This is a genomic window from Actinosynnema sp. (genome assembly GCF_052038725.1).
The window spans coordinates 1-6755 of sequence record NZ_JBQGCX010001257.1 but is presented as its reverse complement, the minus strand read 5'-3'; the positions used below and the strand labels follow the sequence as shown (position 1 = coordinate 6755).

Annotated in this window: 7 protein-coding genes; 5 read left to right on the top strand and 2 right to left on the bottom strand. The window is 76.3% G+C overall.

Features of this window, described 5'->3' with window-relative positions; all coding sequences use genetic code 11:
- Together ACTUAL_RS26525 and ACTUAL_RS26520 are read left to right on the top strand one after the other, a co-directional pair.
- Positions 1-1189, top strand: a 1189-nt coding sequence (locus tag ACTUAL_RS26525; protein ID WP_440902156.1) for an aspartate aminotransferase family protein, incomplete at its 5' end; no start/stop codon positions are given.
- 12 nt (positions 1190-1201) lie between these two features.
- Positions 1202-2059 carry an NAD(P)-binding domain-containing protein gene (locus tag ACTUAL_RS26520; RefSeq protein WP_440902155.1) on the top strand — a complete coding sequence of 286 codons (858 nt, stop codon included), beginning with the start codon at positions 1202-1204 and terminating at the stop codon, positions 2057-2059.
- Positions 2060-2082: 23 nt separating this feature from the next.
- Here ACTUAL_RS26520 and ACTUAL_RS26515 read toward each other — a convergent pair whose 3' ends face one another.
- Positions 2083-2448 (bottom strand): MmcQ/YjbR family DNA-binding protein, encoded by a 366-nt coding sequence (locus tag ACTUAL_RS26515; protein ID WP_096497807.1) that lies wholly within the window; start codon positions 2446-2448, stop codon positions 2083-2085.
- A gap of 362 nt (positions 2449-2810) precedes the next feature.
- Here ACTUAL_RS26515 and ACTUAL_RS26510 point away from each other — a divergent pair, with 362 nt between their 5' ends.
- The 3 genes from ACTUAL_RS26510 to ACTUAL_RS26500 all read left to right on the top strand — a co-directional run bounded on the left by ACTUAL_RS26510 (position 2811) and on the right by ACTUAL_RS26500 (position 6292).
- Positions 2811-3548, top strand: coding sequence for an SDR family oxidoreductase (locus tag ACTUAL_RS26510; RefSeq protein ID WP_096497808.1), 738 nt, complete (start codon positions 2811-2813; stop codon positions 3546-3548).
- Between the two features lie 286 nt (positions 3549-3834).
- Positions 3835-4878 (top strand): ketoacyl-ACP synthase III family protein, encoded by a 1044-nt coding sequence (locus tag ACTUAL_RS26505; RefSeq protein WP_177154593.1) that lies wholly within the window; start codon positions 3835-3837, stop codon positions 4876-4878.
- Positions 4879-4927: 49 nt separating this feature from the next.
- Positions 4928-6292, top strand: coding sequence for an aminotransferase class V-fold PLP-dependent enzyme (locus ACTUAL_RS26500; RefSeq protein WP_440902154.1), 1365 nt, complete (start codon positions 4928-4930; stop codon positions 6290-6292).
- 161 nt (positions 6293-6453) lie between these two features.
- On the opposite strand, the gene ACTUAL_RS26495 is transcribed toward ACTUAL_RS26500, so the two are convergent.
- A partial coding sequence (locus ACTUAL_RS26495; RefSeq protein WP_440902153.1) for a response regulator transcription factor occupies positions 6454-6755 on the bottom strand: 302 nt, incomplete at its 5' end.

Sequence of the window (6755 nt, the reverse complement as noted above, 5' to 3'; positions counted from 1 at the left end):
CGGCAACGAGTACGTCGACCGGTGCGGCGGCTACGGGCCGCACCTGCTGGGGTACGGGCACCCGGACGTGGTCGCCGCGGTCACCGAGGGCGTGCGGCGCGGGCAGGTCAACGGGGTGGGCAACCTGCCCGAGGTGGAGCTGGCGGAGCTGCTGGTGGGGGCGCTGCCCGGCGCGGAGCGCGCGGTGCTGTGCAACTCGGGGTCGGAGGCGGTGCTGCTGGCGGTCCGGATGTGCCGGGGGGCGCGCGGGCGCGCCAAGGTCGCCAAGTTCGAGGGCCACTACCACGGGCTCACCGACCAGGGCCTGGTCAGCTCGTGGTTCCGCTTCGCGGGCGAGCGCGACCGGCCCGAACCGGTCGCGGGCTCGCACGGCGCCGACCCCGCCGCCGTCGCGGGCACGCTGGTGCTCCAGTACGGCGACGTCCCCGGCCTGGAGCGGCTGCGCGAGCACGCGGACGAGCTGGCCTGCGTGCTGCTGGAGCCGATGCCCACCTCGGTGGTCGCGCTCGACGCGCCGTTCCTGGTGGCGCTGCGCCGGGTGTGCGACGAGACCGGCGTGCCGCTGGTGTTCGACGAGGTGGTCAGCGGGTTCCGGGTCGCCTACGGCGGGGTGCAGTCGGTGGTGGGCGTGCGGCCGGACCTGACCTGCCTGGGCAAGGTGATCGGCGGCGGGCTGCCGTGCGGGGCGGTGGTGGGGCGGGCCGGGCTGGTCGACGTCGCCAGGAGCACCCGCGACCCGTTCCAGGACTACGAGCGCAAGGTCTTCGCGGGCGGCACGCTCAGCGGCAACTCGCTCAGCTGCGCCGCCGGGGCGGCCGTGCTGCGGCGGCTGCGCGCCGACCCGGACGTCTACGCGCGCCTGGAGGCCGGGACCGATCGGCTCGCGGGGGCGCTGCGCGAGGCCGCCGGGCAGCGCGGGATCGCCTGCCGGGTCTCGGCGCGCGGCTCGATCTTCTCGCTGACCTTCAGCCACCGCCCGGCGCGGCTGTACCGGGACCGGCTGACCGGCAGCGACTTCAAGGCCACGATCGCGCTGGCGTACTACATGCGCAGGCACGGGGTGCACCTGCCGGAGCTGCACGCGTTCCTGATCAGCGCCGCGCACACCGCCGAGGACCTGGAGCTGGTGGCCGCCGCGTTCGCCGAGAGCTTGGACGAGATGACCGTGGACGGGTTCTTCACCGCGTGAGGGGTGGTTGTCGTGGCCGGGTGCGACGTGCTGGTCGTCGGGTGCGGGCTGATGGGGTCCGCGCTGGTCCGGGGGTTCGCGGGCGCGGGGCGTTCGGTGGTGGCGTGGAACCGGACCCCCGAGCGGGCGCTCGCGCTCGTGGAGGAGCGGGTGGCGGCGGTGCGGGACGTGGCCGGGGCGGTGGCGCCGCTGGTGGTGGCCTGCACGTCGACCTGCCAGGCCGCGCTGGAGGCGCTGGAGGCGGTGCGGGACTGGCGGGGGCGCACGCTGGTCACCCTGTCCAGCGGCACGCCCGGCGACGCCGAGGCCGCGCGCGACTGGGTCGTCGACCGGGGCGGGGAGCACCTGGACGGGGTGGTCCTGTGCTACCCGCAGGAGATCGGCTCACCCGACGCGGTGATCCTCTACGCGGGCCCGTCCGGGACGTGGGCCGCGCACGGCCCGGTGCTGGGCGCGCTCGCGGGTGCGTCGCGGCACGTCGCCGAGGAGGTCGGGACGGCCAAGCTGCTGGACGCCGGGATGACCGGCGCGTTCTACGTCAGCGCGCTCGTCGCGCACGCGGAGGCCGTCGGGCACCTGCTGGACCGGGGGGCGCCCCCGGACGTGCTGCGCGCGCTGACCGCCGTCGCGCTCGACGTCCTGCGGCGGGCGTCGGACGAGGTCGTCACGGCGCTCGCGAACGGCGAGCACACCACCGACCAGGCCACGATCACCACCTTCGCCGAGGGCGCCCGCGCCGCGCTGACCGCGCTGCGCGCCACCGGCAGCCCGGCTCACCTGCTGACCGCCGCCGCGCACCGCCTGGACGCCGCCGTCGCCGAGGGCAGGGGCGGCCTGGGCGTCTCGGCCCTGGGCCTGCCTCCCCGCTGACGGCTCCGCCCCGCTGACCGCGCCTACCCCAGCACCGGCGGCGCCAACGCCCAGTCCGGCTCCTGCTCCACCAGCTGCTCGGGCGCCGACAACCGCCACGCCTCGTACAGCAGCTCGGCCAGCTCGTCCGCCTCGACCCCGTCCAACCGCACCACCACCCACCCGAACCCGGCGATGGCGTACTGCGGCTCGAACACGTCCGGCCGCTCCGCCACGAGCGCGAGCTGCTCGCTGAGCAGCTGCTTGAGCCCGACCGTCTCGGTGCGCGGCCAGTGGTAGGCGAACTTCACCCCCCGCACCTCGAACGCGCTGTACTCCCGCCGATCCAGCCGCTGGACCTCGGCCAACCGCCCCACGAGGGAGAAGAACCCCTCCGACCCCACCGCCACCACGACCCCCCTGAGTTGTGGTGGCAGTGTAGGAGGGGGCACCGACAGAACCCGGCCGGCCGCGCCCACCCGGCACCGGCCAGGCGGGGGACCGGTCCACCGCGCGCCTGCGTTCCCGCCCAACCGGGAGGACCGTCCACAGCGGAGTCGGGCAGCCGGGGCGGCGCGGCCTCGCGGGGCGCCGGACCGGTCCGCGCGGCCTCCCGGCCGATGTCCTTCCGTGGCCACGACCGCCACGGGCCAGTCGCTACCGCTGCCCCCGCTCCGCGCGCTGTGCCAGTGTCCCCACGGGTCGGCCCCGCAACGGGGAACGCGCTGGGAGACGAGGTGCGGTGGTGGGTGGATCGGCACGCTTGGCCCTGGTGACCGGGGCGAGCCGGGGGATCGGCAGGGCCGTGGCGGAGCGGCTCGGGGCGGGGGGAGCGGCTGTCGCGGTGCACTACCGCGCGGACCGCGACGCGGCCTCGGAGGTCGTCGCGCGGATCGAGGCCGCGGGCGGGGTCGCCCGCGCCTTCGCCGCCGACCTCGCCGAGCTGCCGGGCGTCACCGCGCTCGCCGACGAGGTCCGGGCGTGGGCCCGCGACCGGTTCGGCCGCGACGCGGTCGACGTGCTGGTGAACAACGCGGGCATCGGTTGCCCCGGCGACATCGCCGCGCTCGCGCCCGAGCGGTTCGACCTGGCGTTCGCGGTGAACGTCCGCGCCCCGGTGTTCCTGGTGCAGCGGCTGCTGCCCGCGCTGGGCGAGGGCGCGCGGATCGTCAACGTCTCCTCGCTCGCGACCAGGGCCGCGCACCCGCGCATCCTCGGCTACGCCATGAGCAAGGGCGCCCTGGACGTGTTCGGCCGCGCACTGGCCGACCAGCTCGGCGCGCGCGGCGTCACCGTGAACACGGTCGCGCCCGGCCTGATCGACACCGACTTCCACGGCGACCGGTTCCGGGGCGACCTGGCCGCCGCCGGGCAGGCCGCGGCGCAGGCCGCGCTGGGGCGGATCGGGGAGCCCGCCGACGTCGCCGACGTCATCGCGTTCCTCGTCTCGCCAGGAGCCCGGTGGGTGACGGGGGAGCGGGTCGAGATCTCGGGCGGCACCCGCCTGTGACCCGCCCCGGCGTGACCGGCGCCCGCTGAACGGGCGGTGCGGTCGCGCCCGCGAGCGCCCCCGCCCGGCCGCCGTGCGGACAGCCCGCCCGCCGTGCGGACAGCCCGCCCGCCGTGTGCACAGCCCGCCCGCCGTGTGGACAGCCCGCCCGCCGCCCGCCCCGCCGAGGTCCAGGGCGCCGCGCGGAACCGGACCGCGCCGACCACCCGCCCCGACCGCCCGCGCCCCTGCCCGCCATCCCGCACCCGCCGACCCCGCCGCCCCGCGACCACGAGGAGCACCACCCATGCGCCTGACCGACATCCACCTCGACGCGATCGGCGCCCGGCTCGGCCGCCCGCTCGACCTCGCGGACGCGGTCGCGGACGGCCGCTACGCCGAGGACGAGCACACCGCGAACGGACTCCTGGGCGTGGTGGTCGCCGACGACGGCCAGTACGCGCCGGACATGGCGGTGGAGGCGGTGCGGGCGGCCATGTCCCACTCCTCGACCACCCCCGAGGACATCCGGCTCATCCTGCACGCGAGCGTCTACTTCCAGGGCCAGGACATGTGGACCCCGGCCACCTACATCCAGCAGCGCACCATCGGCGGCTCCGCGCCGTCCGTGGACGTGGACCAGAAGTCCAACGGCGGCATGGCCGCTCTCGCCCTCGCCGCGGGCTACCTGTCGGCGTGCGACCACGACGCGGCCGTGCTGATCACCACCTGCGACCGGTTCTGCCTGCCGGGGTGGGACCGGTTCCGCAGCGAGTCCGGCACCGTCCTCGGGGACGGGGCCACCGCCACCGTGCTGACCCGGCGCCCCGGCTTCGCGCGCCTGCTCTCCGTCGCGATGACCGCCGACCCGACGCTGGAGGAGATGTACCGGGGCGACGGCCTGCGCGCCGAGGCCGCGCCCACCGACCGGCCGCTGAACCTGCGCTCCCGCAAGCAGAGGTACATGCGCAAGCACCTGCGCGAGCTGGACGCCATCTCGCGCCGCATCGCGGGCGGCGTCGTCACCGCCATGACCACCGCGCTCGACGAGGCCGGGGTCGGGCTGGCCGACGTCAAGCGCGTCGTGCTGCCCAACATCGGCAAGACCGTGCACTGGTGGACCCTGCTCGCCGAGCTGGGCGTGACCGAGGAGCGCACCACGTGGGACTTCGGCCGCACCATCGGCCACCTCGGCGCGGGCGACCAGTTCGCCGCGCTGCACCACCTGGTCCGGCGCGGCGAGCTGGAACCGGGCGACCGGGTGCTGCTGGCGGGCAGCGGCCACGGCTTCAACTGGGCGGGAGCGGTCCTCGAGGTGAGCGAGGCCCCCGACTGGGGCAGCGAGGACTGACCGCCGGGCAACCACTCCACCGACCCCCAGGGGGAACGCAGTGACCGTCGTGAACCGCACCGCCCACCGGGCCCCGGCCGAGGAGCAGTCCCCGGCGCGATCGCGCACCCCGCTCGCCGAGGTCGTCGGCGCCGACCTGCGGGTGCCGCTCGTGCAGGGCGGCTCGGTCCGCTACGCGAACCTCGACCACGCGGCGAGCACGCCCGCGCTGCGCGCCGTCGCCGACCACCTGGCGGAGATCACCCCGTACTACTCCAGCACCCACCGGGGCGCCGGGTACGCCTCGCAGGTGACCACCGCGCTCTACGAGGGGGCGCGCGCCACCGCGGCCCGGTTCGCGGGCGCCCGGCCGGACGACGTCGTGGTGTTCACCCGCAACACCACCGACTCGCTGAACCTGCTCGCCGGGTGCGTCCCCGAGGGCGGGCGGGTGCTCGTCCTCGACACCGAACACCACGCGAACCTGCTTCCGTGGCGGGCGCGAGGGCACTCGGCGCTGCCCGCCGCGCCCACGTTGGCGGGCCCGGTCGAGGCGCTGGAGCGGGAGCTGGCGGGCAGGCCCGCGGCGCTGCTCGCGGTGGCCGGGGCGTCGAACGTCACCGGGGAGGTGCTGCCCGTGGACGAGCTCGTGCGGATCGCGCACCGGCACGGCGCCCGCGTCGTCGTGGACGCCGCGCAGCTCGCCCCGCACCGCCCGTTCGGCCTGGCCTCCTCGGGCGCCGACTACCTGGTGTTCTCCGGGCACAAGACGTACGCGCCCTACGGCGCGGGCGTGCTCGTGGGCCGGAGGGACTGGCTCGACGCGGCCCCTCCGCACCTGGCGGGCGGCGGGGCGGTGCGCGAGGTCACCGGGTCGTCCGTGCGGTGGGCGGACGCGCCGGAGCGGCACGAGGCGGGCAGCCCGAACGTGCTCGGCGCGGTGGCGCTCGCGCGGGCGTGCGAGGTGCTCACCGGGCTGTTCCCGGCCGCGGAGGCGCGTGAGGCCGAGCTGCGCGCCCAGCTGGTGGCCGGGCTGGAGCGGGTGCCCGGCGCGCGGGCGCACCGGCTGTGGCCGGACAGCCGGGACGCGATCGGCGTGGTGGCCTTCGACGTCGCGGGGCACGACTCCGGGCTCGTCGCCGCCTACCTGTCGGCCGAGCACGGCATCGGGGTGCGCGACGGCCGGTTCTGCGCCCACCCGGCGGTGGCCAGGTTGGGCCTGCCGCGCGCGGGCGCGGTGCGCGCCAGCTTCGGCCTCGGCAGCTGCCCCGCCGACGTGGACCGGCTGCTCGACGCGCTGGCGCTCCTGGTCGAGCGCGGCCCCTCGGCCCGCTACGAGCTCGTCGCCGGACGCCACGTCCCGGTTCCCGACCCGCGCCCGCTGCCGACGTGGCTCCCGGTGGGCATTGCCGCTGTGGCGCGCCCGTGCGTGTGACGGAACGCGAATTCGAGTAAAGCTCATCTCGCTGTGGATGCTGATACCACGGCGGGTGTCCGGCGCTCCCGGCGGGGCCTGTTAATTTCGCGTGAGGTGCGACCGGTGTTCGGCGTTCGTTTCCCCGAATGATCGGGGGAACGAACGCCGAAAACATTTCATCAGCTGAGTTCGATTTCCGCCGGATGGCCACCCGTCTGGGCCAGCAGCCCCGGTGTCCGGGTGGCCGCCATTCCCGCTTCGAACCGGCTGCTCACCCCCAGCTTGCGCAGCAGCGAGGACACGACGCGGCGCAGCGTGCGCGGGGAGATCCGCAGCTCGCGGGCGATCGTGGCGTCCTTGCGACCGCGCGCCCACAGGCGCAGGATCAGCAGTTCCTGGTCGGTCAGCGCCTGCGCCGTCCCGCTCTCACCGGGGTCGTCGCACCCGAGGGGCGCGACGGCGGGCGCGGTGGTCGTCAGGT